Raw genomic sequence first — 25676 nt, 5'->3', positions numbered from 1 at the left:
TTTCAGAGTCATAAAAATGAAATCTATAATCAATAAAAGACATGATTTTCATGATGATATATCGTTGTTAGAGGTTATTAATGACAATGTAGAACCGGTGGGGCTCACTGGAGCCTTGAATCGGCGGTTGCCTCTTTTGGTAAGAAACAATAACACAGTGTTGACACGTGATTATATTTTGACCCATGTATGGGCCGCTCACGGATAAACGACTTCAAATAATAATCTTAACAACTATATTTCGATGCTCCGGAAAATGCTGTCTTCCCTCGGTGAGACAGATATTATTGCCACCAAGACAGTGAACTATACGAAGGAAGGGTGAATAGACACTATGTTGATGGTAAGCGTAGTGCCTTTCAGCTGGAATAAAGTCAATGCCATTCTGGATGGCCAGGTAATACAAGGGGGGAGAAGTATACGGTATCCCGGTTATTAACCGTAGAGTATGTCTATGAAAATGATCAATACTACCTCCAGAACAAGAAGATAACTCGCCACCCAAGAGATAATGTACAGGGGAAGAAGCGAATCGGGTGATGCCTGGAGGGGGGTAAAATAGCTTTATAAAAATCGAGAAGGTCAACGACGGCAGTTATCTTTTTTCTGAGAATAACTCCCCGTTCTTTGTTTTCACCAAAGTCCGATAAAATCCTGCTCCTTAACCGCATAATAGTAAGTCTGCGGTTAAGGAGATAGAGGCAGAGACAGATGGGCAGTGTTAAAAAGTCGCTCTCTATCATTACTTGCATCAGCTTCTAAATTTATTTTCCGAAGGTGTAAAATCACCGATTTCCTTTGGCAGTTTGCTAAGGACCTTGCGGTCAAGTTATTATCATTTTCTTGTAATATACGTGTTCTTGCAGGGTTTTAATTTATCCAATGGGCAATAGGTAAGTAGCGGCGCGTTAGTGTTAAGATTTTTGTCCTCCATATTGCTGTAGTAGTAAATATTTGCGTCCACATTGCAATTGTAATGGGCATGCTGGATCATGCTTTCCATTTCTTGCGAGGTAATCTTCCCATTTTTTATAGAATATATCTTGCATTTTTGATAACTCCCCAGATTAGTAATGCTAATCTGAGCATGGCTTTTATAAAACAGGCCGAAACTCAATAACGCCAGGCATGTAATGATGCACAATGCCAGTATTTGCCAAGGGCCACCTCTGATCAATACACTTCTCTTTTTTTCTCTCTGTAGGTGGTAACCATCAAATTTAACGATATCGTTAGAGTTTTCTGATGACGAAACGATCTCATTACAGTGAATACTCTTGGCTAAAAACTTAAAACCTTGCCGCGGATAGGTGATTAACAGTTCCTCCTCGCCAAGCTGAGCCAATGATTTTCTTAATCCAGAGATATAATTGTTTAAGTTATTGTTTGAAGCCTTAAGACCATAGTCCTCCCATACGTCATTAAGTAGCTGTTCACGAGTGATTAGTATGTTGTTATTCCTGACAAACAGGGATAACAGCCTGCCGGTGGGTTTAAGCAAGGGAATGCTATTATCTGGATCGCTAACATTATGCAGTGTGCCTGCCTGCTCATTATAACTGATGTTACCATTAATAATAAAAATCATGTTGTTTAACCCTTCAACTTTCCTGTCGAGAACTGATTTTGCTATCGAGATGATTTTTTTTCAATCCCCCAACTGGGTATGCAATAAGAATTATCCTTATTTTTGTGCTTTATTAGCCGATAATAGCTAACTGGAGCTTTACCATTTGATAATTTGATATATATATTATATATATATTAGGTTAAAAATCTATTTTATATTTAATTTTTTCGTATAAATCCTGTATTTTATTATTTTATCGACATAATATTTTGAGTTTTGTCCGGTTAGGGTAGATTAGTATGGCTGGCAACGAATGGCCGGAAACAACAAACAGGCTAGTAAATAAAAATCTATCTCTGCTTTTTAACTCGCTTGGAATTTATTATCGATATCCTCTTCTTATAAAGGAATGTAAAGGGTTTTTATGAAATTGAACAAAATCATGATGGCAGCAGTACTGGCTTTTAGCGCAACTTCCATGATGGCTAACGCCGCAGTTAAAGATCAGGGTCACGGTACCGTGACCTTTAAAGGCGCAATTACGGAAGCCCCTTGTTCTATTACACCTGAATCTGTAGACCAGACCGTCAATCTGGGCCAGATATCTAATGTGGTATTGAAAGACGGCGGCAACTCCACGCCGAAAAACTTCCAGATTAAATTGGAAAACTGTGAAGTAAGCGCAGGATCGGGCACGCCTGTGGTAGGGAAAAATAACGCCATCTCCATTACCTTTAGTGGTGCCTCGTCTGTTTCTGACTCGACGTTACTGGGTATTACTGGTACCGCTAAAGGTGCAGGTATCGCTATTACCGATGGTTCCGGTAGCCTGATCGAACTCGGTAAAGCGTCAAGTGCGCAGACGCTGAGCAACGGTGGCAACACTCTGAGCTTCTCCGCTTATCTGAAGGGCAGCATAGATAAAGATGCCGTGGTGGTCCCGGGCGAATTCCAGTCCGTGGCGGACTTTACTCTGGCTTATCAATAAGCCCTGCCGTGGTGAAATGAATAAAGCATGCGGGGCACGGGCTGCCCGCATGCTTTATTGCCGGAAGACAAGTTTGTGAATAGGGAATATTCAATGAGTCACTTTCCTGGGAAAGTAATGCCCCCTTTCATATTGACTCTGTTGTTATCTATTAGCAGTGCTCAGGCTGCACGCCAGACTCAGGGCTGGGGACGCGTCAATATGCAAGGGACCATTATCGATACCGCCTGTGCCATTACCGCCGGCAGTCGCGAACAGGTTATTGATATGGAGACTGTGCCGATTGCCGATATTATTCGGGATGGCCAGGGGATAACCAAACCCTTCTCCATTGAGTTAATCAACTGCGTATTAACTCGGTCCAATAATAAATTACCGGACTGGCGACATTTTCAGGTGACCTTCGACGGTGAAGCGGATGGAGAATTATTTGGCGTGCAGGGCAAAGCAAAGGGCATTGCCCTGCAAATTGCCGACGGACAGGGAAATATTGCCACACCAGGGAAGCCTTTACCGCTCGGTGATATTTCATTAAGGGCCATGCAGCTGAATTATGCCCTGCGGCTGGTAAGCAATAACCAGTCATTGCGGGCCGGGGCCTATTCCTCCGCCGTACGCTTCAAGCTGGATTATTACTGATGCGGATAAAAATTATTAAATAACAGGGTAGAGGGTTATGGTGTTTTTTCCTGCCGGGAAGCAATCTCCTATTCGGCTGTTGAGGGTATGTATTTGTCTGGCGATAAGTTCTGCCGCGCCGTCGGGTTATGCCGATAAGGGTATTCAGTTTAATACCGATGTGCTGGATGTGAACGACCGAAAAAATATCGACCTGAGTCAGTTTTCGCGCAGCGGTTATATGATGCCGGGCACCTACAGCCTGACGGTACACATCAATAAAAATGAGCTGCCGGAGCAGAACGTCCCTTTCTATCCGCCGGACGATGATACGAAGGGCAGCCAGGCCTGCCTTTCACCGGCCCTGGTGGAGCAACTGGGGCTGAAGGCCGACGCACTGAAAGTGCTGCGCTGGTGGCACCAGGACGAATGCCTGGACATCGCCAGCCTGAAGGGCATGGAAGCCCGCGGCGACCTGGCGACTGCGGCGCTGTACCTGAGTATTCCGCAGGCCTATCTGGAATATTCTTCGCCGGATTGGGACCCGCCGTCACGCTGGGACGAGGGCATTGCGGGGTTGCTGTTTGATTACAACCTCAACGGCCAGACCCAGCGGCAGCAGCGTGACGGCTCGCAGAGCTACAGCCTGAGCGGTAACGGTACCACCGGCGCCAATCTGGGGACCTGGCGGCTGCGTGCCGACTGGCAGGGGCAGTTTAACCGCCAGACCGGCAGTGGGTGGGGTACCGACCAGCAACTGGACTGGAGCCGCTACTACCTCTACCGCGCGCTGCCGTCGCTGCGCTCAAAGCTGATGCTGGGGGAGGATTACCTCAATTCCGGCCTGTTCGACAGCTTCCGTTTTACCGGCGCCAGCCTGGTGTCGGACGACAATATGTTGCCGCCGAACCTGCGCGGTTATGCACCGGAAGTGGTGGGGGTGGCGAAGACCAACGCCAAGGTGACGGTCAGCCAGCAGGGCCGGGTGATTTACGAGACCCAGGTGGCGGCGGGGCCGTTCCGCATTCAGGATATCAACGATGCCGTATCCGGCGAGCTGGACGTGCGGGTGGAAGAGCAGGACGGCAGCGTGCAGACGTTCACCATGAACACCGCCAGCATTCCGTACCTGACCCGGCCCGGTTCAGTGCGCTACAAGTTTGCCGCCGGCCGGCCGTCGGACTGGCAGCACCGTACCAACGGCCCACTGTTCGGCACCGGGGAGTTTTCCTGGGGAGTGAGCAATGGCTGGTCGCTGTACGGCGGTGCACTGGGCGGTGGCGATTACAACGCGGCGTCGTTGGGTATCGGCCGCGACCTGATGGCGCTGGGCGCATTGTCGTTTGACGTCACCCAGTCGCGGGTGCGTTTATCGCAGCAGGACGGCACGCTGAGCGGCGCCTCGTACCGCCTGAGCTACTCGAAGAGCTTTGATGAGCTGGACAGCCAGGTGACCTTCGCCGGCTACCGCTTCTCGGAACAGGACTTCATGAGCATGAGCGAGTACCTGGATGCGCGCTATTACGGCAACCGGGTCGGTGGCAGCAAGGAGATGTACACCATCACCTTCAACCAGCAGTTCCGGGATGCGGGGGTCAGTCTGTATCTGAACTACGACCACCAGACCTACTGGGATCGGCCGGTGAATGACCGTTACAGCCTGACGATGTCGCGCTACTTCGACATCGGCCGCTTCAAGAACCTGAGCCTGTCGCTGTCCGGGTTCCGCAATAAATACAACGGCAGCAATGACGATGGCATGTACCTGTCGCTGTCGATGCCCTGGGGTAACGGCGCCAGCGTCAGTTACAACACCTCGGTGAACCGTAACGACACCACTCACCGGGTGGGGATTTATGACCGGTTGGATGAGCACAGCAACTACCAGCTGAGCGCGGGCCACTCACGCGGCGGCACCAACCTGAGCGGTTATTACAACCACCAGGGGGATATCGCCCAGGTGAGTGCCAACGCAGGCTACCAGGAAGGCAGCTATAGCGCGCTGGGCTTCTCCGCCCAGGGCGGTGCCACATTAACACCACAGGGCGGCGCGCTGCACCGTATCGGCATGCCGGGCAGTACCCGTCTGTTGCTGGATACCGGCGGTGTGGCCGGTGTACCGGTGCGCGGCTACGGCAGCACCAGCAACACCAACAGGTTCGGCAAGGCGGTGGTGGCGGACGTGAGCAGCTACTACCGCAACCAGGCCAGCATTGATCTGAACAAACTGGGTGACAATGCCGAGGCCAGCAAGTCGGTGGTGCAGGCCACTCTGACCGAAGGGGCGATTGGCTACCGGAAATTTGACGTGATCGCCGGGGAGAAGGCGATGGCGGTGATCACCCTGGCGGACGGCAGCACACCGCCGTTCGGTGCCACGGTGATGAACGCCAACAAGCAGGAAACAGGGATAGTGAACGACGGCGGCAACGTCTATCTGAGCGGCCTCCAGGCCGGTGACCGAATGACGGTGCACTGGAGCGGCGCGGCGCAGTGCACCATCAGCCTGCCGAAAATGCTGCCGGACAGCACGCTGAGCAACCTGTTGTTGCCGTGCCAGGCGCTGCAGACGGACGAGACCGATGCGTAATAGTGCAGATACCCTATTTGAATCAGCAAGAGAGACTTTTTATGAAAACGCATTTTGTCATCAATAACTCCTGCCTGACCACCGCCGCCCTGTTGGGCGCATTGCTGGCCCCGCAGGCGCAGGCGGCGATAGCGCTGGACCGCACCCGGGTGATTTTTGACGGTGGCCAGAACTCGGTGAGCCTGAACATCAGCAACCAGAACAAGCAACTGCCGTACCTGGCGCAGGCCTGGCTGGAAGATGAACAGAGTACCAAAATCCAGAGCCCGCTGGTGGTCCTGCCGCCGGTTCAGCGCGTGGAGCCGGGCAAGCCGAGCCAGGTGAAAATCCAGGCGCTGCCGGCGGCCAAGCTGCTGCCGCAGGACCGCGAGACGCTGTACTACTTCAACCTGCGGGAAATCCCGCCGAAGAGCGACAAGCCGAACACCCTGCAGATAGCACTGCAGACGCGCATCAAGCTGTTCTACCGCCCGGCGGCAATCACCCCGACCCAGGCAGAGATGGCCACGCCGTGGCAGGAGAAGCTGACACTGAGCAAGCAGGGCGACAAGTACCAGGTAAATAACCCGACGCCGTACTACATCACGATTGTGGATGCCGGCAGCAAAAAAGGCGCGGAAGGGGTGAAAGGTTTTGAGCCGCTGATGGTGCCGCCGAAGGGCACTGCCTCATTGGGCGTCAGCGCCGCTGCACTCGGTAGTAGCCCGGTACTGATCTACATCAACGACTACGGCGGCCGTCCGCCGTTGGTCTTTAACTGCAGCGGCGGAACTTGCCAGGTGGCGCCGGAGAAAGACAAGTCATAACGCCGTCATCAGGGCAGGTGAGCAGGAGGAAGAACAATGCAACGGATAAGCAAGAAATTGAGTCAACACCTGCCGGGTTACTGCGACTGGCGGTACTACGGCACTCTGGGCGCATTGGCGCTGATGGCCCCCATCACGCTCGGCACCCTGCTGCTGTTGCTGCCGACTGCCCGCGGGCAGGCGGTGGATAACGGGTATATCGACGGTGACAACGGTGTGCTGCAGGTGCGCGGTGCCTTGACCGAGAGCGCCTGTCGGCTGGAGATGGGCAGCGCGCGGCAGGACATCCAACTGGGTGAAACCGGCACCGGCCGGTTGCAAAACGTCGGTGACCGGGGCACGCCGGTGGGGTTTGAGCTGCGGTTGCAGGATTGCCTGCGCAGCCCGGCGGGCAGCCGCGACAGCCGCACCGGCGCGCTGACCTGGGCGGCGAATCAGCCGGCGGTGACGGTAAGCTTCAGCGCCCCGGCGGACGTTAACAATCCGCAATTGGTGAAGGTGCAGGGTGTCTCTGGGCTGGCGCTGCGCCTGACCGACTCGCTGGGGCAGGATGTGCGGCTGGGCAGCCGTGAGCAACCGCTGCTGCTGACGCCAGGGCAGAACACGCTGGCATATCACGTTGCGCCGGAACGTACCCGCGCGCCGCTGATAGCGGGGGCTTATTCGGCTGCGATGGACTTTCGGTTGAGTTATGACTGATAAGGGGCGGGCGATGCGCATCATAAAGCGGGTAGAAAACCGACCTGTAAAGGGGAAACCGGTATTGGTTACCCTGTTGCTGCTTGCGGTAGCGGCGTTCTGTACCGATAGCGATGCAGTCACCACCATTAATATTTCCGGCACCGTTATTGCCCCCCTATCCTGCGTGATTAATGGTAATCAGATAATAGAGGTTAACTTTGGCAACGATCTGGTGACTACCCGGGTGGATGGCAGCCGCTATATGAAAACGCTGGACTATACGCTGACCTGTAAAAACAACACCTCCAATGCGATCAAAATGAAGTTCCAGGGTAACGCCACGGCGTTTAACAACAGCGCACTGCAGACCGAACAGGCCGATCTGGGGGTTGAATTGCGCGCCAACGGTCAGCCGATGCCGATCAACAATTGGTTGAATTTCACTTACCCCAACAAGCCGCTGTTGCAGGCAGTACCGGTGAAAAGGGACGGCGGCGTGCTTAAGGTGGGCGATTTCAGCGCTGGGGCTACCTTGATGGTGGACTATCAGTGAGCGGAAACGGGAGTAGAAAAATGATATCGCCGCGCTGTTTCTCCGCTGCGTTGCTGCTGGGGTGCATGCCGTTACGGGCTGAAATTAATACGATTTTTTATGGCGCGCTAAATGAACCCCCACCCTGCATTATCAATAATGGTGAGCTGGTTGACGTAGATTTTGGCGATAGGGTCGGGGTGAGGAAGGTCGATGGGCAGAACTATATACAGACGGTGAACTACCGCATTACCTGCGAGTCGGGCATTAGCGGCATGGCGATGGGGCTGAAATTGACCGGTAACGCGACGGGCTTTGACAGCGCAGCGCTGCAGACCAACATCACCGATCTTGGGATCCGTCTGTTGCAGAATGGGCAGCCCTTCGTACTAAACCAGCGTATCAATATTGATGCGGCTAACCCACCTGTCTTACAGGCGGTGCCGGTGAAAAAGCAGGGTGTGGAACTGAAGGCCGGTGCCTTTACGGTGACGGCGACGCTGCTGGCGGACTACCAATAGGATAAGGCGATGCGCATAACAAAAATCATGCTTATTGGCCTGTTGGCAGGGGCGATCAACATGCAGGCGAGTGCGGTGGATAATATGAAGTTGCACGGTGCACTGGTAGCGGAGCCTTGCACCTTGTTGCCGGGCGATGAAAACGTGGAGCTGGATTTTGGCACGGTGATAGATAAATACCTGTACCAAAACCAGCGCACGCTCAGCAAGCCATTTCAACTGCGCCTGGCGGATTGCGACATCAGTATAGGTAAAGCGGTGCAGATCGTTTTTAGCGGTACCGAGAGCCTGGCGTTGCCTGGCCTATTGGCGCTGGATGCCGGCAGCCAGGCACAGGGAGTTGCCGTAGGTTTTGAGACGCCGCAGGGGCTCCCCTTACTTCTAAATACGTGGGGCCAGAACAATCTATTGGCGAGTGGCACCAATATTTTTGCCATGCAGGCTTATATACAGGGTGAGCCGAGCGCACTTGCCAATAAAAATATCAAGTTGGGTACATTCTCGGCTATTGCAACTTTTACATTACGCTATGAGTAATCTTTTTATTAATATGCACCATCGGAATCGGAAATGTCTGTCGCAATAATGATGGCGTAAAACGGTGCTGCTATTTACGCAGGGAGCTCGTGCCTGGGCTAAAGATTAAATGTTGATTATAAGATTCACTGTTCGCCAAGTTAACATGGATTAATACAAAGGAGTGAATATGAAAAACACCCTGACTGTCGCTATTTGCGATAGGGATAACTATTTTTCCGAGGGTATAAAATACGTTCTGCGGGATTATTTTCATCAAAAAGGGCAGAGCGTGATTTTTGTCTCATCCCATTCAGCGGCAGTCCCGGCCGATCTGGTTTTTGCTGATGCGCCCGAGTCCAGGAGAGCACGTTATTGCCATGTTGCCTCAGCCGCTACCGGTAATACGTTATTTTTTTCTATCAGAAAAAAAAAGAGTCGTTATCAAAATAATCTCACGACCTGCCAGCGAGAAGCTGGAACATTCTATCGTTCCGAAGGGCCGCTTGCTATTTATAGCATGTTGGACCGTGCATTGGCGGCAAATCCGAAAATCCGGTTCAGGAGCCATTGTGCATTATGTACCAGCAGCCAATTAACCCGGCGTGAGCTGGAGGTTTTGCATTATCTGCGAGAGGGAATTTCTCAGACGGAGACGGCCGAATGCATGCAGCTCAGCGTGAAAACTGTGAATACGCATAAGCAGTCGGCGATGCGAAAAATGGATCTGAACCGAAAACATGACTTTATTAATTGGCTGATGCGCAGAGAGTGATATGTCTGGACCAAATGTTTAATTATATTGCAATCAAGGAATGAGTTTCTCCAGGAGGAAATATGTCCATGTATACTTTTATGAGTCTGGCAGTGATTTTAATGTTGATCGTTATGAGTGTCTTTTCATTTTTTATGCACTTTAGGCTGTCAAAGAAAAAAATGCTAGGGTTTCATTGTAATAAAAAGGGTATTTTTCGGCGTTGATGCTCTCATAGTAAAAACTGTTTCATTTGTTTTTTATATTCAAATGAGTTGCTGGTTTTTTAGTTATAGGTCATATCAGGTATGAAATTATCATTAGCTTTTGTTTTTTTAATGCTTTGGTCAGGGTTTTCCAATGCCAGCATTTATTTTCAGGTCACTAAAAGGGTGGGGACATTTTTTATAGGAAAATTCTATTATGACCTTTTGGGTTGGGATGTCGATGATATGACCCCAAATCCATGTTATCAAAACTCACGTTGCGCAATACTGATTACCAGTAGTCATAATACTGCAGGTCTTACCTCTGATGCTGATGGGACTTGGAGTGCCAATAAATATTCTTGGGTGTTGAACTCAGTGACTGTTGGTGAACTTGGCGGAAATTTTAAACAGTACGTAGGTATACCGAGAAGTGGAAAGTTTGATTATTTCAATATTTTTGGCGGTAGCGGATGTGTCGGGCTTTTTTATAATATATCCGGCTCCTGGTGGGTGCCGAACACCTTCAATAGATTGCCTTCATCAATATGCGCCATCCCACCGGAAGAGCAAAACACCTGCAATATTGTGATGCCACAGATTAATCTGGATCATGGCATCCTGGAAGAAGACAACCTAAATAATAATAAGGTATCCAGCGCGCTGGCGGTAACCTGTACCAATACGACCAACATACTGCTGTATATCAATGAGGGCGATGGCGGGGTGCAATTACGCAGCGATGGCAGTTTGTACTCCAACCTGCTGCTTAATGAACAACCTGCCAAGAATGGCATCGCTCTGCAGGCCGGCCCGTCGGGGGCCGTGGTGCAGATCAGCTCAGTATTAAGAAAAGTGGGTGACGTCCCCCCAGGCCCTTTCCAGGGTAGCGCCGTAGCGATATTGGCACTACCCTGATCCGCCGGGATTTGGTTATTCCGTGCTCAACAGATGAAGCAGCGCCTGGGTTACCGCCCCGTTGTCGGAACTGAGCTGCTCCAGAAGGGAGAAATGGTTCTTTCCTTCGACGGCAAGGTATTCCGCAGGGATATGGCTATCCAGTAAATGTTGGTAATACAGTCTGGAGTGTTCGATCAATTCCGGTAACTCGCCGCCACCCACGCAGACTTGGGTGGGCACGTTGCCAGCCGTGAGCTGAACGGGGCTGAATGATTCTATCTCCAGCTCTGTCAGTTGCAGTTTGTCATTTAACCAACACAGGCTGATAGGGCGTAAATCAACCAGCGCGCTGATCGGCATGGCATGAGAAATTAAAGGATGCCAGGAGTGCAATGCCGTCAAATGCCCGCCGGCGGAATGCCCGGACAGGCAAACTTTCCCCTCGCTCAGTTTAAAGCGCGATGCGTTGTGGCGTAAGAAATCAAGCATTATGCCTATTTCCCCCACTATCTGCGTCATGGATGCCTCTGGTGCCAGGGTGTATTCCACTAAAATAACGTTAACGCCGTTTTTTATTGGACCTTCGGCAATAAAGGCAAAGTCCTCTTTTGTGCAGTTCTGCCAATATCCGCCATGAATAAAGATCAATGTCGGTGCGCCGTTGATACCACAGTCAAAAAAGTCCAGGCGAGTTCTTTCTTTATCATGATAAAAAATATCGCGCGTGCAGGCCAGGGTTGAATATGTGTGTTGACTTCTTTTCTGGAAATTAGCGTAAACCTCAGGGAAGTTATCTATCGCCTGGGTGTTATTGTAAGCTTTGTCTAATTCAGTGCGATTTATTGCTTGATATTGTAATCCCATAATTTATTCTCCTGATGGTTGTGTTAATTTACCTTCGCGTTTCAGCTATCCTAAGGCCATCAGGATAATTACCTTAGGCAAAAGATGTTGTTTTTGCGTATTGATAGATGGTGCTGAAGGGGAGAAGTTTTTATCTTCCTCTATTATTAAAGTAATTCATTCGTTATTTTAATTTTCAAACTTAAAGTATCATTTTAAATTATATATTAAGAAGGGGTAATTTCAATGCAGCTGTCCTGGCCTCATGCAGATAATGCCTTGTTCGTCATACAGAGCGTAGATCATCCGCTGTAGTGTTCCGATGTCTTCAGATTCATCCAGCAGCCGGGTGCTCATGATGATGGGATAAACCCGATGCCGCTCGTCCAATGCGTTGTAGACCACGCCCGGGCGCTTCAGGCTGTGCAGGCAGTGAGGGACCGGCACGATGCCTTCCCCTGCACCTGGGGACCATTGCCGGTACAAGCATCATTGGTACGCAAATAGCGATGAGCTCTTATGTCGCCTGTTTTTACCCCGGGCAATGACCTCAACGGGCCTTGGATGGGGTCTGGGTGTTGGCCGCATTGGCGCTATTCTGGGGCCGTTCATTGGCGGTTTGTTGATTGATATGGAGTTGACGCTACAGCAAAACTTTATGGCTTTCGCCCTGCCGTCGCTGTTGGCGGCCGTCTGCCTGTTTTTCGTCAATCCACGCCTGGCGGCATCCTGAAATTTAATGGCACTGCCATTGGGAAGATACTCGGCACGAATTTGGTTCGATGAAGAGTCCATACCCCGAAAAGCAAAAAACCCGCCATAGGCGGGTTCTTCTAAATGTGGTGCCCGGACTCGGACAACCGGCGCTTGCGCCGAGTTGAACAACGCTTCAGCGTTGGCCCGCAGGGTGAGGCCTTCGGCCGAATAATCGAACTTGTTCGATGGAGAGTCCTATCCCTGAAAAGCAAAAACCCAGCCATAGGCTGGGTTCTCTAAATATGGTGCCCGGACTCGGAATCGAACCAAGGACACGGGGATTTTCAATCCCCTGCTCTACCGACTGAGCTATCCGGGCAACGCGCAGCATTAAACCGTATTGGCCGGGGGCCGTCAACGGCTTTATGCGTGAAATACCTGAAAAAGCATTCGGTTGCTGACTTTTCAGGCAAGGAGCGCAAAAGTACGCCCGTTTTGGTTGCGAAAGTGCCTCGGCAGCCGAGCCTTTCGCCGTTCAATCAGCCTAAAGCGCCGTTTCTGCGGCACTGCGCCACCTGCAAGATATCTTCCGCCAGCCGTTTGGCGACCGATACATCCTGGAGTTGGCGTTTTACCAGCAGTTTGCTCAGGCAACCTTCCTGAATCAGCTCCATTTGCTGCGCCACCATATCGGCATCGTCGGCGTCCATTTGGCGCAACAGGTCGCGGGTCAGCTCCAGCGATGTCAGCTTCTGCTGCTCCGCCAATTGGTGTATCGGGTGATCCGTTTCCGGGAAGAAGCTGCAGGCGGCGATAAACAGGCAACCGGGATAACGATCGTGCTGGACGTATTCTGCCAAAATGTCATAGCGCGCCAGCAGTTTTTGCTGCGGGCTCAGGGTTTCATCCAGCAGCAGTTGGCGGCGCCAGGTGTCGATTTGCTGGCCGTGGTAGCGCAGGCTGTCATACAGCAGTGCTTCGCGATCCGGCCAAAACCGTTTGAGATCGCTGGGCTGCACCTCGAGTTTGTCCGCCAGCATTTCCAGCGTGGTGGTCGCCAGGCCCTGTTGTTCCAACAGCCCCAGTGCCGTATCAAGAACATGTTCACGTTGCACTTGTGCTCCCTCCAAATTCAGTTCTGATCCACAGTGTCGTTTACTGCACTACTTTCTGCAAATGCGCGCCAAACGTCGGCGCATCCATAAATCCGGTTACTCGTTGGGTCGTCAGCTCTTGTCCGGCGCCGTTAAAGAACAGAATGGTCGGCAATCCGAGCACTTGCAGGTGCTTGAGCAGCGCCACCTGTTCAGCATTGTTGGCGGTGACGTCCGCCTGTAGTAATACCACGTTAGCCAGCTTAGCCTGAACCGCCGCGTCGCTGAAAGTATATTTCTCGAACTCCTTGCAAGCGACGCACCAGTCGGCGTACAGATCCAGCATCACTGGCTTGCCTTGTGCCTGCTGCAGTGCCAGGTTGAGTTGTTCGACGTTATTAATCCGCGCGAAGTTCAGGTGCGGCACTGCAGCCTGCTGCGCATTGTCGGTGCCAAAGGCCCAATCCTGCAGCGGCCTTGCGGCGATCACCGCCGCCGCCAGCAGCAACATTTGCAATACGCGCGTCCAACCGCGTGAAGTTTTCAGGCTCAGGGCGAACGCCCAGCCGAAGAAGGTCAGGCCGAGCAGGCTCCACATCCGCAGCCCCCACAGGTCGCCGAGCACCCGCTCCAACAGGAATACCGGCAGCGCCAGGATCACAAAGCCGAAGGCTTCTTTTACATACTGCATCCACGGCCCGCTGCGGGGCAGCAGGCGATTGCCGAACAGGGTTACCAGCACCAGCGGGATGCCCATTCCCAACGCGTAGAGATACAAGGTGCCGCCGCCGGCCCACATATTGCCGCTCTGGGCGATGTAAAGCAGGATGGCGCTCAGCGGCGCGGTGGTGCAGGGCGAGCAAATTAACCCGGCCAGCGCGCCCATCAGGAACACGCCAGGCAGCGAGCCGCCCTTTTGGGTGTTGCTCCAGCCCGCCAGCCGCGTTTGCAGCGAAGAGGGCAGCTGCAGCGAATACAGGCCAAACATCGACAGCGCCAGCGCGATAAACAGCACCGACAGGCCGATCAGCACGTACGGATGCTGCAACGCCGCCTGGAACTGCAGCCCGGCGGCCGCGACGACCAGGCCGAGCAGGGTATAGGTGAGTGCCATACCCTGTACGTAAACCACCGCCAGCGCCAGAATGCGCCCGCTGCCGTGCGGTTTTTCGCGGCCCAGAATGATGCCAGAAATCAGCGGGTACATCGGCAGCACGCAGGGTGTGAAGGCAATGCCAATACCGATCAACAGGGCCCAAAGCGGCGAAAACGGCAGGTTGGCTGGCGTGGGTTCCGTTGGCACGGCAACGGGTGGCGCTGCGGCGGCGCTCACCGCATCCAGTGGGATCACTCGCGTTTCAGGCGGGTAGCAGAAACCGGCTTCCGCGCAGCCCTGATAGGTTACGCTCAGGCTGGCGCCGTGGGCCGCCTGTTGCAGTGGAATGTTCAGAGCGAGCTGTTGCTTGAAAATAGCGACTTCACCGAAGAACTCATCCTTGTGGCTCAGTCCTTCGGGCAACGCAAAGGTGCCTAGCGTTGCCTGCTGCGGTACCAGCTTGATCTGCTGACGATAAAGGTAGTAACCGGGGCGGATTTGCCAGCTCAGGGCCAGTTGGTGGTCCTGTTGCTTAAAGTCAAAGGCGAATGCCTGATCGACAGGCACGAACTGGCTGCCGCCGCTTTGGCCGAACAAGGATGCCTGAGCCGCCTGCGGCAAAAAAAACAGGCTGCAGAGCAGGAATATTACTTTAATGAGGCGTTGATCCATAACAGGTAGTCTTTATCTCCAGCCATCACCGGCAGCACCAACAGCTCGGGCGTTTGATACGGGTGATGTTGTTTCAGGGTGTTGAGCAGGGCGTCTTGATGGCGGCGGTCGCTTTTGAACAACATCTGCACTTCGTATTCCTGTTCCAGTTTCCCTTCCCAGTAATAGAGCGATGTCGCACCGGGCAGCAATGTGGCGCAGGCTGCCAGCTTTTCCCCCAAAACCCGGGCTGCCAGGTCTTGCGCGGTGGCCTCATCGGGCGCAGTGCAGAGTATGACGACAGCTTCGCAATCAGACATTTTCGGCCCTCTCATCCAGATTATCAGGGGGCACTATACCTTGAAGGAGAGTTGGCTAGAAGGCGAGTTTATCGCCAACGGGGGGACGTCAGGGGAAACCGGGGCCGCAGCCCCGGTAAAAACGTTACAACAGCACGCTGCCCAGCAGGAAGCCAAACAGCACCGCCAATACCACCCCGATGGTGCCGGGGATAAAGAACGGGTGGTTAAACACGAAACGCCCGATGCGCGTGGTGCCGGTATCGTCCATCTGCACCGCCGCGACCAGCGTTGGGTAAGTGGGCAGAATAAACAGGCCGGAAACGGCGGCGAAGGACGCGATGGCGGTCAGCGGCGAGACGTTCAGCGCTAGCGCCATCGGCATCAGCGCCTTGGCGGTGGCGGCCTGCGAGTACAGCAGCGCCGAACAGAAGAAGAAAATTACCGCCAGCAGCCATGGATGAGATTGGATCACCGCGCCTGCGGTTTCTTTGATCCAGTCAATGTTGGCCTGCACGAAGGTATCGCCCAGCCAGGCCACGCCCAGAATACAGATACAGGCGCTCATGCCGGCCTTAAAGGTGCTGGAGTTGAGCACCATATCGGTATCGACCCGGCACAGCAGAGTGGTCAGGGTAGCGACGCTCAGCATGATGATCAAAATGGCATTGGTGGTGTTCATCAAGGGTTTTGCCACCAGCCCAAGGCCCGGGCTGTTGATGATGGCGTAGGCCACCACGCAGACCACGCCCAGCAGGAACAGCAGCACCGAGGCTTTGGCGCGCGGTTTAATGTCTATCGCCTTGTTGCCGCGCAGGGTGATCAGGCCTTCTTCCAGACGTTTCAGGTAAACCGGATCGTCAGACAGCCTGGAATCGAACAGCCAGGATACCAGCAACGACATCAACAGCACGGCGCAGAAGGTCGAAGGCATCACTACCATCAGCATATGCAGATAGCTGACGCCGTGACCTTCCATCACCGAAGACATGTACACCACGGCGGCGGAGATCGGTGAGGCGGTAATGGCAATCTGTGCAGCCACTACGGCGGTGGACAGCGGTCGGCAAGGCTTGATGCCTTGTTCTTTCGCCACTTCGGCGATGACCGGCAGCGCGGAGAGCGAGATATTGCCGGTGCCGGCGAAGATGGTCAGGAAATAGGTGACGATCGGCGCCAGAATAGTGATGTGCTTGGGGTTCTTGCGCAGCAGCTTTTCGGTTTGCTGGACCAGATAATCCATCCCGCCGGCCACCTGCATGGCCGAGATTGCGGCAATCACCGCCATGATGATGGAAATAACGTCGAAAGGGATACTGCCCGGCTTAACGCCAATCAGCGCGAGGGCCAAAACCCCCAACCCGCCTGCAAATCCGATACCGATACCGCCCAATCTGGCCCCTAAAAAAATGGCCAGCAGAACGATAACCAATTCTACGGCTAACATAGTGTCTACTCCTTAAAATAAGATTATTTGAAAATGAAAAGTTAAAAATTTGTGGGCGACAGAAAGTAAAAAGGCACGCTATCCAGAGGATTTAGCGTGCCTTTTAGGGCTACCGGGCGTGTCTGTTATTGTTCATTTTCATCCGTATAGCGTTTGGCTTTATAGGCCGGGTGCATCAGGTTCTCCACGGAGAAGATGTCATCCAGCTCGGCTTCGGTCAGCAGGCCGCGTTCCAGCACCACTTCGCGTACGCTTTTACCGGTTTCGGCGCAGATCTTCCCGACGATGTCACCGTTGTGGTGGCCAATGAACGGGTTCAGATAGGTGACGATACCGATAGAATTGAACACGTAGTGCTCGCACACTTCTTTATTCGCGGTAATGCCGTTGATGCATTTTTCCAGCAGGTTATAGCAGGCGTTGGTCAGGATCTGGATTGACTCGAACATCGCCTGGCCAATCACCGGCTCCATTACGTTCAACTGCAACTGGCCCGCTTCGGCGGCCATGGTAACGCAAGTGTCGTTGCCAATCACCTTGAAACATACCTGATTGACCACTTCCGGTATCACCGGGTTTACCTTGGCCGGCATGATGGAGGAGCCCGCTTGCAATTCCGGCAGGTTGATTTCGTTCAGGCCGGCGCGCGGACCTGAGGATAACAGGCGCAGGTCGTTGCAAATCTTGGACAGTTTCACCGCCAGACGTTTCAACGCGCTGTGTACCATCACGTACGCGCCGCAGTCGGAGGTGGCTTCAATCAGGTCTTCGGCCGGCACTACCGGCAGGTTGCTGACTTCCGCCAGTTTTTGCACAGCCAGGTGCTGGTAGCCTTCCGGCGTGTTCAGCGCAGTACCAATCGCCGTGGCACCCAGATTCACTTCCAGCAGCAGTTCTGCTGTGCGATGCAGGTTACGGGTTTCTTCTTTCAGCAGCACGCTGAACGCGTGGAATTCCTGACCCAGGGTCATAGGTACGGCATCCTGCAACTGGGTGCGCCCCATTTTCAGAATGGTTTCGAACTCTTTCGCTTTGCGATCAAAACCTTCACGCAACTGGTTGATGGCGTCGATCAGTTTCTGGTTGGAGGCGTATACCGCGATGCGGAAACCGGTAGGGTAGGCGTCGTTGGTGGACTGGCATTTATTAAGGTGATCGTTAGGGTTCAGATATTGATATTCACCTTTCTGATGGCCCATCAGTTCCAGACCGATATTCGCCAGCACTTCGTTGGTGTTCATGTTCAGCGAGGTACCTGCGCCGCCCTGGAACACGTCGACCGGGAACTGGTCCATGCATTTGCCTTTATCCAACACTTCGTCACAGGCCTGGATGATGACATCGGCGATTTTGCGCGGAATGGTTTTTAGCTCTTTATTTGCCAGCGCTGCGGCTTTTTTTACCATCACCATGCCACGGACGAACTCGGGCACATCGCTGATTTTGCTGTTGCTGATATAGAAGTTTTCAATCGCACGCAGGGTATGAACACCGTAATAGGCTTCTGCGGGGACTTCACGTGTTCCTAACAGGTCTTCTTCGATACGAATGTTGTTTGACATGAGAACCTTCTTTAGTTGCTGCCGAAGTTATTATTTGTCTGATAACCAAATCATGTTGCCGAAGGCTTCAGGCGCGAAACGATTAACCATAGCGCCCATAGCAGCCCAGATCATATGCTGGTTAGTAATAAATGACTGAATCCAGATCACCTTCTGAGCCTTCTGGAATCACGCTTTTCCCATTCTGTGATCTCATTCACGTTTGTTAACTTTAGCAATAAAAAAAGGCCTTTGGTTGAAATGGCGGCGGGATGACCCCATTGTAATCATGTCGGCCGTTTACCGGCCCCCCTTTTCGCGTTGCCGCCACCGTGCGGGAACGTGCCGCCACTATAGGAGAACCAGGTGCGCTGGTTACCGTTACTGCTGATATTTCTGTTGGCTTACATCGAAATATCTCTCTTTATCAAGGTCGCCGCCGTATTGGGCGTGGCGATAACCCTGTTGCTGGTGGTGTTCACCTCCTGCGTCGGCATTTCTCTGGTGCGCAACCAGGGCATGAAAACCTTCGTGCAAATGCAACAGAAACTGGCCGCAGGTGAAAGCCCGGCGGCAGAAATGGTGAAAAGCGTATCACTGGTGCTGGCGGGCTTCTTGCTGTTGGTTCCGGGGTTCTTCACCGATTTCCTTGGTCTGTTGCTGCTGCTGCCGCCGGTGCAGAAATCGCTGACGCTGAAACTGATGCCACACCTTTCTGTCTACCGTCCCGGCGGTTGGAGCCAGGGCGGCGATGCCGCCAACGGCAACACCTTCGATGGCGAATTTCAACGTAAGGACGACGATCGTTATACGTTGGGAAACCAGCCGGACGATCATGACAAGCGTAACGATCGTTAAAAAAACGCGGCCCCGGCCGCGTTTTTCACATTTGTCCCCTCTGGATTGCCGTCAAAAGCGAAAATTTTTTTGGCCGGGCCCTTGAAGGGGGATGGAATGCCCCCATTTCAAATCCCACGAGGCCGGTAATAACAAACCGGTGGCAACCCTAAATCTGATAGAAACCTTCTTACAGGAGAGCGTTCAATGAGTATTCGTCCATTGCATGACCGCGTTATCGTCAAGCGCAAAGAAGTTGAATCAAAATCTGCTGGCGGCATCGTTCTGACTGGCTCTGCAGCGGGTAAATCTACTCGTGGTGAAGTTGTGGCAGTGGGTAAAGGACGTGTTCTGGAAAGCGGCAACATCCAACCGCTGGATGTGAAAATTGGCGATATCGTGATTTTCAACGACGGCTACGGCGTGAAAGCAGAGAAGATCGACAATGAAGAAGTGTTGATCATGTCCGAAAGCGACATTCTGGCAATTGTTGAAGCGTAATTACGCTTTATCTTTCTGAACTGAACGAGTTGAAGGGAAATACCAATGGCAGCTAAAGACGTAAAATTCGGCAATGACGCTCGCGTGAAAATGCTCCGCGGCGTGAATGTTCTCGCTGATGCAGTAAAAGTGACCCTGGGCCCGAAAGGCCGTAACGTAGTGCTGGATAAATCCTTCGGCGCTCCTACCATCACTAAAGATGGCGTATCCGTTGCCCGTGAAATCGAACTGGAAGACAAGTTTGAAAACATGGGTGCGCAGATGGTGAAAGAAGTGGCCTCCAAAGCGAACGACGCTGCGGGCGACGGCACCACCACTGCAACCGTACTGGCTCAATCCATCATCACCGAAGGCCTGAAAGCAGTTGCCGCCGGCATGAACCCGATGGATCTGAAGCGCGGTATCGACAAGGCTGTTATCGCAGCCGTTGAAGAGCTTAAAAAACTGTCCGTACCTTGCTCTGACTCCAAAGCTATCGCTCAGGTAGGCACCATCTCTGCAAACTCCGACGAAACCGTGGGTAAACTGATTGCAGAAGCCATGGAGAAAGTGGGCAAAGAAGGCGTTATCACCGTTGAAGAAGGCACTGGCCTGCAAGACGAGCTGGACGTTGTTGAAGGTATGCAGTTCGACCGCGGTTACCTGTCTCCTTACTTCATCAACAAACCGGAAACCGGTTCTATCGAGCTGGAAAGCCCGTTCATCCTGCTGGCTGACAAGAAAATCTCCAACATCCGTGAAATGCTGCCAGTACTGGAAGCCGTGGCGAAAGCCGGCAAGCCATTGCTGATCATCGCTGAAGATGTTGAAGGCGAAGCACTGGCTACCCTGGTGGTCAACACCATGCGCGGCATCGTGAAAGTGGCTGCGGTTAAAGCACCTGGTTTCGGCGACCGTCGTAAAGCCATGCTGCAGGATATCGCTACCCTGACTGGCGGTACCGTTATCTCTGAAGAGATCGGTCTGGAGCTGGAAAAAACGACTCTGGAAGACCTGGGTACTGCTAAACGTATCGTTATCAACAAAGACACCACTATCATCATCGATGGCAATGGTGAAGAACCTGCGATTCAGGGCCGTGTGTCCCAGATTCGTCAGCAGATCGAAGAAGCAACTTCTGATTACGACCGTGAAAAACTGCAAGAGCGCGTAGCTAAACTGGCTGGCGGCGTTGCGGTAATCAAAGTCGGTGCTGCTACCGAAGTTGAAATGAAAGAGAAGAAAGCTCGCGTTGAAGATGCCCTGCACGCAACCCGTGCTGCGGTAGAAGAAGGCGTAGTTGCTGGTGGTGGTGTTGCGCTGATTCGCGCAGCGTCCAAACTGAGCGAACTGCGTGGCGTGAACGAAGATCAGAACGTGGGTATCAAAGTTGCGCTGCGCGCAATGGAATCACCACTGCGTCAGATCGTTCTGAACTGCGGCGAAGAGCCATCTGTTGTTGCCAACACCGTGAAAGCGGGCGAAGGTAACTACGGTTACAACGCAGCAACTGAAGAATACGGCGACATGATCGCGATGGGTATCCTGGATCCAACCAAAGTAACCCGTTCTGCTCTGCAGTACGCGGCTTCTGTGGCTGGCCTGATGATCACCACCGAGTGCATGGTGACCGACCTGCCGAAAAGCGATGCGCCTGATTTAGGCGGCGCTGGCGGTATGGGCGGCATGGGTGGCATGGGCGGCATGATGTAATCATCCCCCACACTGTCTGTGTGCTGAGAACCCCGGTCAATTGGCCGGGGTTTTTTTATTCCGTGCTCTTTGCCGCACTGTATTTGATGATATTTTTGCAGTCCGGGGTGATTTAGCTGGTAAACTGATATTTCATCAGCTGTCGCTCAAGGCGTTGACCCGGTACCCGTGGCAACGGATGCTTAAGAGATAGCAACGCTTTCTGATAAGCTTGTGCAGAATTCTCAATATCATATGGGGAACAAGATGCGGATTAAAGCCTTACTGGGTCTTTCGGCAGCTATGCTGCTGGCAGGTTGCAGCAGCACCAATGAACTGTCCGCTGCAGGCCAGCAGGTCAAATTTACCGACACCAAACCGGCGGCTGAATGTCAGCTGGTGGGCGAAGTGACCGGCACTCAGAGCAACTGGTTGTCCGGTAACGGCGGCGAAGGCAGCTCTATGCGCGGCGCGGCAAACGATCTGCGTAACAAGGCAGCGGCGATGGGTGGCAATGTCATCTATGGCGCAACCAGCCCGACGCAGAACCTGCTTTCAAGCTTTGCTCCGCTGGACAGCAAAATGATTGGCCAGGTTTACAAGTGCCCATAACGCAGTAACGAGCAGGGTATAACATAAAAAAGAGGCATGCTCAGGCATGCCTCTTTTTGTATCTGGAACGGGCGGTCGATCAGCTTTGCATCAGATGCAAGTCGAGGGGGGTTTTGCTTGGTTTACCGCCGACCTCACGTGTCAGACGCGGCACCATGTAGCCTGAAACCTTGCTTAGCAGCGCCTGCATAATCGTGCGCGCTTCGTCGTCGCTGACCATAAAGTGCGCCGCGCCCTGAACCTTATCCAGTACGTGGATGTAATAGGGCAGAATGCCGGCGTCAAATAGCGCGTTGCTCAGCGTCGCCAGCGTGTCGGCGTCGTCATTGATACCGCGCAGCAACACGCTCTGATTCAGCAACGTAACGCCTGCCAGACGCAGTTGCGCCATACCCAGCTGCAATTCACGGTCAATTTCATTGGCGTGGTTGATGTGCGTCACCATCAGCACCTGCAGGCGCGAAGCGGACAGCCTACGGCACAGCTCCGGCGTAATGCGCGCCGGGATCACTACCGGCAGGCGGGTGTGGATGCGCAGGCGTTTCAGGTGCGGGATGGCCTCCAATTCGCCGATCAGCCAGTCGAGTTCGCTGTCTTTCGCCATCAGCGGATCGCCGCCGGAGAAAATAATCTCATCCAGTTCCGGGTGTTGACGGATATAATCGAGCGCCTGACGCCAGTTGGCCTTGTTGCCCTGGTTGTCCTGATACGGAAAATGGCGGCGGAAGCAGTAGCGGCAGTTGACCGCACAGCCACCCTTGACCAGCAGCAGAGCGCGATTACGGTATTTATGCAACAGGCCCGGCACCACGCTGCGCTGTTCGTCCAGCGGATCGGTAGTGAAGCCGGGCGCATTGATGAATTCTTCGCTGGCGGTCAGCACCTGGCGCAGCAGCGGGTCATTGGCATCGCCGGGGCGCATGCGTGCCGCGAAGGCGCGAGGGACGCGCAGCGCGAACAATCGACGGGCTTCGCGGCCCTGCGGCAGGTCCGGATGCGTATTCAGTGATAAAAGCTGCAGCAATTCATCAGGATCGGTAATAACATCGGCGAGTTGATGCAACCAATCTTCTCTATATGCCGTATTTTGGGTTATAATGTGTGCCATTTTTTTGGCTAAGCTACCAGTTTAAATATTCAGAGGGGCCATCATGGCGACTTATTCTAGCAACGATTTCCGTCCGGGTCTTAAAATCATGTTCGAAGGCGAGCCTTATGCCATCGAATCCAGCGAGTTCGTTAAACCGGGCAAAGGCCAGGCGTTTGCGCGCGTTAAAATGCGCCGTCTGCTGACCGGCAGCCGCGTAGAAAAAACCTTTAAATCTACCGACTCTTGCGAAGGCGCAGACGTTGTAGATACCAACATGAACTACCTGTACAACGACGGTGAGTTCTACCACTTCATGCACCCTGAGACTTTCGAGCAACACGGGGTTGAAGAAAAAACCGTTTCTGACGCGGCAAAATGGCTGCAAGATAACGCGGAATGTATCGTCACGCTGTGGGACGGTCGCCCAATCGCCGTTCAGCCACCGAACTTTATCGAAGCAGAAATCACAGAGACCGATCCTGGTCTGAAAGGTGATACTGCCGGTACCGGCGGCAAGCCTGCGACCCTGAGCACTGGCGCCGTGGTAAAAGTGCCATTGTTCGTACAGATTGGCGAAGTTGTCCGTGTTGATACCCGCTCTGGCGAATACGTTTCACGCGTAAAATAAGTTTCCAAACAAAGGAGCCCTGAGTGGCTCCTTTGCTTTATTCCCTTCCGCATATCGTTGGCAGACTCAGCATGATGAAGAAAACTCTGTTGGCCGTGATCTCCCTGTTGTTACTTGTGTCCCTTAGCGGTTGTAATACTTTCCGCGGTTTCGGTGAGGATGTTCAGCACCTCGGCGGCGCTATTTCGCGGACAGCTAGCTAGAAAACATTAATTTAAGTAATGTAATTGTGCAAAATAAACGCGTTTTAAACAGCAACTCTCGTTAATATTTACTAAACTTAGGAAGCCGTACTTTTTCATCACTGACAAGTAAGGACTTCCATATGCTGAAGAAAAGTATTATCGCGATTTTCTCTTTGATGATCCTGGCCTCATTGACCGCATGCAACACCACCAAAGGCGTAGGTAAAGACGTGCAGGCCGGCGGGGAAGCCATCCAGCGCAGTGCAGAATAACCTGCTTTTTTTGTGGTATTCCACGTAAACAGTCCCACCGTGGGATACCGCTTCACCCCTGAACCTTGGCAGACACCACCTTTGTGCTGCTATCCTGTCCAGCCGCAGTTATAATTCCCAGGCATTTTTCACAACGCTAAACGGGACGACCTGTTTACGCATCAGCTTCCGGGGACGACCCCATCGTAACGGAGCCTGTTCATGGCTTGGATTATTCTGCTTATTGCCGGTTTGCTCGAAGTGGTATGGGCTATCGGCCTGAAATACACCCAGGGTTTTACCCGCTTGACGCCCAGCATTATCACTGTCGCCGCCATGGTGGTCAGCATGCTGTTGTTGGCGCATGCCATGAAAACGCTGCCTGCCGGCACGGCTTATGCTGTCTGGACCGGCATCGGCGCGGTAGGGGCGGCAATTATGGGGATGGTGCTGCTTGGCGAATCGACCAATATCGCGCGTATTCTCAGCCTGTGCCTGATTGTTGTCGGCATACTCGGGCTGAAATTCAGCAGTCACTGATACCCGTCGTCTTTCAAGCTGTAGCGTTGTTTTGCCCCTCCGGGGCTGCTGCAAGCAGCGTTCAAATCTGTTCCCGACAGATTTGTCACTAACCCCAGTCACTTACCTTAGTAAGCTCCTGGGGATGAGTGAGCTGGGCGCCTGGCTACAACTTGAAATCCATAGGGTATCTCGATTTGATCGAACTAATAGACCCATAGAAAGGCGGCCAACGAACATTGGCCGCCAAAGAGGTTTACAAGGTCACGACCCCAATCAGGGTTACCACGCTGAGGATGGCCGCCAGGCCATAGAACACCCATTTACCGGCCGGCACGTGAATTTTCAAGTCGTGCATCGCATGGTGGATCCGGTGCAAACCGCACCACAGCGGCAGGATAATCATCAGCAGCAGGAACAGGCGGCCGATCAGGCTTTGGCAAAACGCCAGCACGCGGTCATAGCCCAGCGCGTCGCCGGGGAACAGGCCCAGCGGCAGCAAAATGCCGACCAGTAGCACGATGGCGGGCGCGACAATGGCTCCCCACATGCCGCCTGCACCGAATAACCCCCAGAAAACCGGCTCGTCGGAGCGTTTAGGTGTTTGATTTATCATATTTCCTCCGGGTCACGCCAAGGCTACGGCCAGAATGATCGCGCTGGCGACCAGCGTCACCGCCCACAGTGCTTTCACTATCGGCCCTGGGCCCATTTTCTCGTTGTTGACCACGATATTGGCGGCTTTCGGCGCCAGATCGAACCAGGTTTTGGTATGCAGCAGTGCCGCCAGCAGGGCGATAACGTTAATCAGCAACACCAGCGGGTTTTGCAGAAAACCGATGAACCCGGCCCAGCTATCCACACCGCCTTTCAGCGCAAAAACGCCGTAAATCAGCACGATGCTGAACCACACCGCCGGCACCGAGGTGCTTTCACGCAGCATATAAAAACGGTAGAAGCCGAGCTTTTGCCACCAGGTCGGCGTCATGGTGCGCACATAAGGCTTACGTTGTGTTGTCATTGCGGTTCTCTC

The 25676-nt window shown here is 53.1% G+C and carries 30 protein-coding genes and 1 tRNA gene; 19 read left to right on the top strand and 12 right to left on the bottom strand.

Annotated features, from left to right (window positions below; genetic code table 11):
* Nucleotides 1–835 precede the first annotated feature (835 nt).
* Nucleotides 836–1588: a transcriptional regulator gene (locus D4100_RS14520; protein WP_065505766.1), complete on the bottom strand. Its 753-nt coding sequence runs from the start codon at nt 1586–1588 to the stop codon at nt 836–838.
* Between the two features lie 406 nt (nt 1589–1994).
* On the opposite strand from D4100_RS14520, the gene D4100_RS14515 reads away from it, so the two are divergent.
* The 10 genes from D4100_RS14515 (at nt 1995) to D4100_RS14470 (ending at nt 10700) form a co-directional block, all read left to right on the top strand.
* A complete protein-coding gene (locus D4100_RS14515; RefSeq protein WP_065505767.1) occupies nt 1995–2558 on the top strand; it encodes a fimbrial protein in 564 nt (187 codons plus the stop codon).
* 93 nt (nt 2559–2651) lie between these two features.
* Nucleotides 2652–3197 (top strand): fimbrial protein, encoded by a 546-nt coding sequence (locus D4100_RS14510; protein ID WP_119804648.1) that lies wholly within the window; start codon nt 2652–2654, stop codon nt 3195–3197.
* Between the two features lie 37 nt (nt 3198–3234).
* Complete coding sequence (locus tag D4100_RS14505) at nt 3235–5766, top strand: outer membrane usher protein (protein ID WP_119804640.1); 2532 nt, start codon at nt 3235–3237, stop codon at nt 5764–5766.
* Nucleotides 5767–5807: 41 nt separating this feature from the next.
* Nucleotides 5808–6572: a fimbria/pilus periplasmic chaperone gene (locus D4100_RS14500; RefSeq protein ID WP_119804639.1), complete on the top strand. Its 765-nt coding sequence runs from the start codon at nt 5808–5810 to the stop codon at nt 6570–6572.
* A 36-nt stretch (nt 6573–6608) separates the two neighbouring features.
* Nucleotides 6609–7271, top strand: coding sequence for a fimbrial protein (locus tag D4100_RS14495; RefSeq protein ID WP_119804638.1), 663 nt, complete (start codon nt 6609–6611; stop codon nt 7269–7271).
* A gap of 13 nt (nt 7272–7284) precedes the next feature.
* Nucleotides 7285–7806, top strand: a complete 522-nt coding sequence (locus tag D4100_RS14490; RefSeq protein WP_065505771.1) for a fimbrial protein — start codon at nt 7285–7287, stop codon at nt 7804–7806.
* 20 nt (nt 7807–7826) lie between these two features.
* Nucleotides 7827–8306, top strand: a complete 480-nt coding sequence (locus D4100_RS14485; protein ID WP_119804637.1) for a fimbrial protein — start codon at nt 7827–7829, stop codon at nt 8304–8306.
* A 9-nt stretch (nt 8307–8315) separates the two neighbouring features.
* Nucleotides 8316–8843, top strand: a complete 528-nt coding sequence (locus D4100_RS14480) for a fimbrial protein (RefSeq protein WP_119804636.1) — start codon at nt 8316–8318, stop codon at nt 8841–8843.
* A gap of 169 nt (nt 8844–9012) precedes the next feature.
* Nucleotides 9013–9597, top strand: a complete 585-nt coding sequence (locus tag D4100_RS14475; RefSeq protein WP_065505774.1) for a helix-turn-helix transcriptional regulator — start codon at nt 9013–9015, stop codon at nt 9595–9597.
* Nucleotides 9598–9884: 287 nt separating this feature from the next.
* On the top strand, nt 9885–10700 hold the full coding sequence (locus tag D4100_RS14470; protein WP_147417754.1) for an MrpH family fimbial adhesin: 816 nt from the start codon (nt 9885–9887) through the stop codon (nt 10698–10700).
* A 15-nt stretch (nt 10701–10715) separates the two neighbouring features.
* Here D4100_RS14470 and D4100_RS14465 read toward each other — a convergent pair whose 3' ends face one another.
* Together D4100_RS14465 and D4100_RS14460 are read right to left on the bottom strand one after the other, a co-directional pair.
* Nucleotides 10716–11546: an alpha/beta hydrolase gene (locus D4100_RS14465; protein ID WP_119804635.1), complete on the bottom strand. Its 831-nt coding sequence runs from the start codon at nt 11544–11546 to the stop codon at nt 10716–10718.
* A gap of 222 nt (nt 11547–11768) precedes the next feature.
* Nucleotides 11769–11972 carry a type 2 periplasmic-binding domain-containing protein gene (locus D4100_RS14460; protein WP_065505776.1) on the bottom strand — a complete coding sequence of 68 codons (204 nt, stop codon included), beginning with the start codon at nt 11970–11972 and terminating at the stop codon, nt 11769–11771.
* 97 nt (nt 11973–12069) lie between these two features.
* Here D4100_RS14460 and D4100_RS14455 point away from each other — a divergent pair, with 97 nt between their 5' ends.
* Entirely contained in the window at nt 12070–12258 is a 189-nt protein-coding gene (locus D4100_RS14455) for a hypothetical protein (RefSeq protein WP_065505777.1), read from the top strand.
* A gap of 266 nt (nt 12259–12524) precedes the next feature.
* On the opposite strand, the gene D4100_RS14450 is transcribed toward D4100_RS14455, so the two are convergent.
* From D4100_RS14450 to aspA, 6 genes are all read right to left on the bottom strand, one after another.
* Nucleotides 12525–12600: transfer RNA gene (locus tag D4100_RS14450), tRNA-Phe, on the bottom strand.
* Nucleotides 12601–12760: 160 nt separating this feature from the next.
* Nucleotides 12761–13336 carry a division control transcriptional repressor DicD gene (gene dicD, locus D4100_RS14440; RefSeq protein ID WP_006322075.1) on the bottom strand — a complete coding sequence of 192 codons (576 nt, stop codon included), beginning with the start codon at nt 13334–13336 and terminating at the stop codon, nt 12761–12763.
* A gap of 40 nt (nt 13337–13376) precedes the next feature.
* On the bottom strand, nt 13377–15083 hold the full coding sequence (locus D4100_RS14435; protein ID WP_119804634.1) for a protein-disulfide reductase DsbD: 1707 nt from the start codon (nt 15081–15083) through the stop codon (nt 13377–13379).
* The gene (gene cutA / locus D4100_RS14430) at nt 15059–15382 is read right to left on the bottom strand and encodes a divalent cation tolerance protein CutA (protein ID WP_006322071.1); all 324 of its coding nucleotides are present in this window, start codon (nt 15380–15382) and stop codon (nt 15059–15061) included. Before cutA ends, D4100_RS14435 begins: the two co-directional genes overlap by 25 nt.
* Before the next feature lie 124 nt (nt 15383–15506).
* Entirely contained in the window at nt 15507–16808 is a 1302-nt protein-coding gene (locus D4100_RS14425; protein WP_119804633.1) for an anaerobic C4-dicarboxylate transporter, read from the bottom strand.
* Nucleotides 16809–16933: 125 nt separating this feature from the next.
* Nucleotides 16934–18370 (bottom strand): aspartate ammonia-lyase, encoded by a 1437-nt coding sequence (gene aspA, locus D4100_RS14420; RefSeq protein WP_006322067.1) that lies wholly within the window; start codon nt 18368–18370, stop codon nt 16934–16936.
* 345 nt (nt 18371–18715) lie between these two features.
* On the opposite strand from aspA, the gene D4100_RS14415 reads away from it, so the two are divergent.
* From D4100_RS14415 to D4100_RS14400, 4 genes are all read left to right on the top strand, one after another.
* A complete protein-coding gene (locus D4100_RS14415; RefSeq protein WP_004952631.1) occupies nt 18716–19207 on the top strand; it encodes an FxsA family protein in 492 nt (163 codons plus the stop codon).
* Between the two features lie 186 nt (nt 19208–19393).
* Nucleotides 19394–19687 (top strand): co-chaperone GroES, encoded by a 294-nt coding sequence (locus D4100_RS14410; protein WP_006322062.1) that lies wholly within the window; start codon nt 19394–19396, stop codon nt 19685–19687.
* Between the two features lie 45 nt (nt 19688–19732).
* Nucleotides 19733–21379 carry a chaperonin GroEL gene (gene groL, locus D4100_RS14405; protein WP_006322060.1) on the top strand — a complete coding sequence of 549 codons (1647 nt, stop codon included), beginning with the start codon at nt 19733–19735 and terminating at the stop codon, nt 21377–21379.
* Nucleotides 21380–21625: 246 nt separating this feature from the next.
* On the top strand, nt 21626–21970 hold the full coding sequence (locus D4100_RS14400; protein ID WP_006322050.1) for a DUF4156 domain-containing protein: 345 nt from the start codon (nt 21626–21628) through the stop codon (nt 21968–21970).
* 79 nt (nt 21971–22049) lie between these two features.
* Here D4100_RS14400 and epmB read toward each other — a convergent pair whose 3' ends face one another.
* Entirely contained in the window at nt 22050–23078 is a 1029-nt protein-coding gene (epmB, locus tag D4100_RS14395; protein WP_006322048.1) for an EF-P beta-lysylation protein EpmB, read from the bottom strand.
* Between the two features lie 43 nt (nt 23079–23121).
* On the opposite strand from epmB, the gene efp reads away from it, so the two are divergent.
* From efp to sugE, 4 genes are all read left to right on the top strand, one after another.
* A complete protein-coding gene (efp, locus tag D4100_RS14390; RefSeq protein WP_006322046.1) occupies nt 23122–23688 on the top strand; it encodes an elongation factor P in 567 nt (188 codons plus the stop codon).
* Between the two features lie 71 nt (nt 23689–23759).
* Nucleotides 23760–23891, top strand: coding sequence for an entericidin A/B family lipoprotein (locus D4100_RS14385; protein WP_006323186.1), 132 nt, complete (start codon nt 23760–23762; stop codon nt 23889–23891).
* Between the two features lie 122 nt (nt 23892–24013).
* Nucleotides 24014–24145, top strand: a complete 132-nt coding sequence (locus D4100_RS14380) for an entericidin A/B family lipoprotein (RefSeq protein ID WP_006322030.1) — start codon at nt 24014–24016, stop codon at nt 24143–24145.
* A gap of 201 nt (nt 24146–24346) precedes the next feature.
* The gene (sugE, locus tag D4100_RS14375) at nt 24347–24664 is read left to right on the top strand and encodes a quaternary ammonium compound efflux SMR transporter SugE (RefSeq protein WP_006322027.1); all 318 of its coding nucleotides are present in this window, start codon (nt 24347–24349) and stop codon (nt 24662–24664) included.
* Nucleotides 24665–24899: 235 nt separating this feature from the next.
* Here the strand turns inward: sugE and frdD are convergent, their stop codons facing one another.
* Complete coding sequence (frdD, locus tag D4100_RS14370) at nt 24900–25259, bottom strand: fumarate reductase subunit FrdD (RefSeq protein ID WP_004952659.1); 360 nt, start codon at nt 25257–25259, stop codon at nt 24900–24902.
* Nucleotides 25260–25271: 12 nt separating this feature from the next.
* Entirely contained in the window at nt 25272–25664 is a 393-nt protein-coding gene (gene frdC / locus D4100_RS14365) for a fumarate reductase subunit FrdC (RefSeq protein ID WP_119804632.1), read from the bottom strand.
* Between the last annotated feature and the right edge of the window lie 12 nt (nt 25665–25676).

The sequence above is a fragment of the Serratia inhibens genome (assembly GCF_003591175.1).
Classification (GTDB): Bacteria; Pseudomonadota; Gammaproteobacteria; order Enterobacterales; family Enterobacteriaceae; genus Serratia; species Serratia inhibens.
Note: the sequence above shows the minus strand (reverse complement) of the source record. Positions and strands in the feature narration are given on the sequence as shown.

Bases quoted from the DNA above. Each gene is read 5' to 3' on its own strand.
- D4100_RS14520 (WP_065505766.1), bottom strand. From the start codon at position 1,588: ATGATTTTTATTATTAATGGTAACATCAGTTATAATGAGCAGGCAGGC.
- D4100_RS14515 (WP_065505767.1), top strand. From the start codon at position 1,995: ATGAAATTGAACAAAATCATGATGGCAGCAGTACTGGCTTTTAGCGCA.
- D4100_RS14510 (WP_119804648.1), top strand. From the start codon at position 2,652: ATGAGTCACTTTCCTGGGAAAGTAATGCCCCCTTTCATATTGACTCTG.
- D4100_RS14505 (WP_119804640.1), top strand. From the start codon at position 3,235: ATGGTGTTTTTTCCTGCCGGGAAGCAATCTCCTATTCGGCTGTTGAGG.
- D4100_RS14500 (WP_119804639.1), top strand. From the start codon at position 5,808: ATGAAAACGCATTTTGTCATCAATAACTCCTGCCTGACCACCGCCGCC.
- D4100_RS14495 (WP_119804638.1), top strand. From the start codon at position 6,609: ATGCAACGGATAAGCAAGAAATTGAGTCAACACCTGCCGGGTTACTGC.
- D4100_RS14490 (WP_065505771.1), top strand. From the start codon at position 7,285: ATGCGCATCATAAAGCGGGTAGAAAACCGACCTGTAAAGGGGAAACCG.
- D4100_RS14485 (WP_119804637.1), top strand. From the start codon at position 7,827: ATGATATCGCCGCGCTGTTTCTCCGCTGCGTTGCTGCTGGGGTGCATG.
- D4100_RS14480 (WP_119804636.1), top strand. From the start codon at position 8,316: ATGCGCATAACAAAAATCATGCTTATTGGCCTGTTGGCAGGGGCGATC.
- D4100_RS14475 (WP_065505774.1), top strand. From the start codon at position 9,013: ATGAAAAACACCCTGACTGTCGCTATTTGCGATAGGGATAACTATTTT.
- D4100_RS14470 (WP_147417754.1), top strand. From the start codon at position 9,885: ATGAAATTATCATTAGCTTTTGTTTTTTTAATGCTTTGGTCAGGGTTT.
- D4100_RS14465 (WP_119804635.1), bottom strand. From the start codon at position 11,546: ATGGGATTACAATATCAAGCAATAAATCGCACTGAATTAGACAAAGCT.
- D4100_RS14455 (WP_065505777.1), top strand. From the start codon at position 12,070: ATGACCTCAACGGGCCTTGGATGGGGTCTGGGTGTTGGCCGCATTGGC.
- D4100_RS14435 (WP_119804634.1), bottom strand. From the start codon at position 15,083: ATGGATCAACGCCTCATTAAAGTAATATTCCTGCTCTGCAGCCTGTTT.
- cutA (WP_006322071.1), bottom strand. From the start codon at position 15,382: ATGTCTGATTGCGAAGCTGTCGTCATACTCTGCACTGCGCCCGATGAG.
- D4100_RS14425 (WP_119804633.1), bottom strand. From the start codon at position 16,808: ATGTTAGCCGTAGAATTGGTTATCGTTCTGCTGGCCATTTTTTTAGGG.
- aspA (WP_006322067.1), bottom strand. From the start codon at position 18,370: ATGTCAAACAACATTCGTATCGAAGAAGACCTGTTAGGAACACGTGAA.
- D4100_RS14410 (WP_006322062.1), top strand. From the start codon at position 19,394: ATGAGTATTCGTCCATTGCATGACCGCGTTATCGTCAAGCGCAAAGAA.
- groL (WP_006322060.1), top strand. From the start codon at position 19,733: ATGGCAGCTAAAGACGTAAAATTCGGCAATGACGCTCGCGTGAAAATG.
- D4100_RS14400 (WP_006322050.1), top strand. From the start codon at position 21,626: ATGCGGATTAAAGCCTTACTGGGTCTTTCGGCAGCTATGCTGCTGGCA.
- epmB (WP_006322048.1), bottom strand. From the start codon at position 23,078: ATGGCACACATTATAACCCAAAATACGGCATATAGAGAAGATTGGTTG.
- efp (WP_006322046.1), top strand. From the start codon at position 23,122: ATGGCGACTTATTCTAGCAACGATTTCCGTCCGGGTCTTAAAATCATG.
- D4100_RS14385 (WP_006323186.1), top strand. From the start codon at position 23,760: ATGATGAAGAAAACTCTGTTGGCCGTGATCTCCCTGTTGTTACTTGTG.
- D4100_RS14380 (WP_006322030.1), top strand. From the start codon at position 24,014: ATGCTGAAGAAAAGTATTATCGCGATTTTCTCTTTGATGATCCTGGCC.
- sugE (WP_006322027.1), top strand. From the start codon at position 24,347: ATGGCTTGGATTATTCTGCTTATTGCCGGTTTGCTCGAAGTGGTATGG.
- frdD (WP_004952659.1), bottom strand. From the start codon at position 25,259: ATGATAAATCAAACACCTAAACGCTCCGACGAGCCGGTTTTCTGGGGG.
- frdC (WP_119804632.1), bottom strand. From the start codon at position 25,664: ATGACAACACAACGTAAGCCTTATGTGCGCACCATGACGCCGACCTGG.